The organism is Streptomyces sp. NPDC004065 (genome assembly GCF_044903565.1).
GTDB lineage: Bacteria > Actinomycetota > Actinomycetes > Streptomycetales > Streptomycetaceae > Streptomyces.
Genome location: NZ_JBJDQT010000079.1, coordinates 1 through 1,128, shown reverse-complemented (window position 1 = coordinate 1,128; position 1,128 = coordinate 1). Strand labels below are relative to the sequence as shown.

The window sequence follows — 1,128 nt, the reverse complement described above, 5'->3', positions numbered from 1 at the left end:
GGGACTGCTGCAGGGTTGGGTGACACCTGACCTGGCTTGCTGAGAAGCGGCCTGGAAGGATGTTGCAGTGCCCAAGCCGTATCCGAAGGAGTTCCGCGAGGACGTCGTGCGGGTCGCGCGTAACCGCGAGCCCGGCATCACGCTGGAACAGATCGCCACCGACTTCGGGGTCCACCCGATCACGCTGTCGAAGTGGCTGCGCCGCGCCGAGACCGATGAGGGCGCCAGGCCCGCAACGCCGTCGGGTGAGTCGGCCGAGCTGCGCGAGGCCCGCAAGCGGATCCGGTTGCTGGAGCAGGAGAACGAGGTGCTCAGGAGGGCTGCGGCGTATCTGTCGCAGGCGAACCTGCCGGCAAAATGATGTACACGCTCGTCCGTGAGCTGGCCGCCGCCGATGCCCCTTACCGGGTGCCGGTGGCGGTGACGTGCCGGGTGCTCGGGCTGGCCCGCCAGCCCTACTACCGGTGGCTGACCAGGCCGGTCACTGATGCTGAGATGGCCGAGGCATACCGGGCCAACGCCCTGTTCGACGCGCACCGCGACGATCCCGAGTTCGGGCACCGCTTCCTTCGCGACGAGGCCCGCGCCGCCGGTGAGGTGATGGCCGAGCGGACCGCCTGGCGGATCTGCCGGGACAACGGCTGGTGGAGTGCCTTCGGCAAGCGAAGAGGCCGCGGGAAGAACACCAAAGCCGGGCCACCGGTCCACGATGACCTGGTGCGGCGGGACTTCACCGCAGACGAGCCGAACCGATTGTGGCTCACGGACATCACTGAGCACGCGACCGGCGAGGGCAAGCTGTATCTATGCGCGGTCAAGGACGTGTACTCCGGTCGCATCGTGGGCTATTCCATCGACGCCCGGATGAAGTCCCGCCTCGCAGTGGCCGCGCTGGAGTCCGCCGTCGCCCGCCGCGGCCCTGCTGCGGGATGCATCGTGCACTCCGACCGCGGATCGCAATTCCGCTCCCGCAAGGTCGCCGCCGTCCTCAACCGGCACGGCCTGGTCGGCTCAATGGGCCGGGTCGGGGCCGCCGGCGACAACGCCGCGATGGAGAGCTTCTTCGCACTGCTGCAGAAGAACGTCCTCGACCGCCGCGCCTGGGCCACCCGCCAGGAGTTGCGGATC

General features: G+C 69.1%; 1 protein-coding gene. It reads left to right on the top strand.

Features of this window, described 5'->3' with window-relative positions:
* Positions 1-67: 67 nt before the first annotated feature.
* Positions 68-1,128 (top strand): IS3 family transposase gene (locus ACI2LW_RS33720; protein WP_404735065.1). Its coding sequence is split into 2 segments (ribosomal slippage), with 1,059 coding nucleotides annotated over them: positions 68-352 and positions 355-1,128; the frame shifts between segments, so codons are not numbered across the junction. This gene is flagged as partial in the annotation.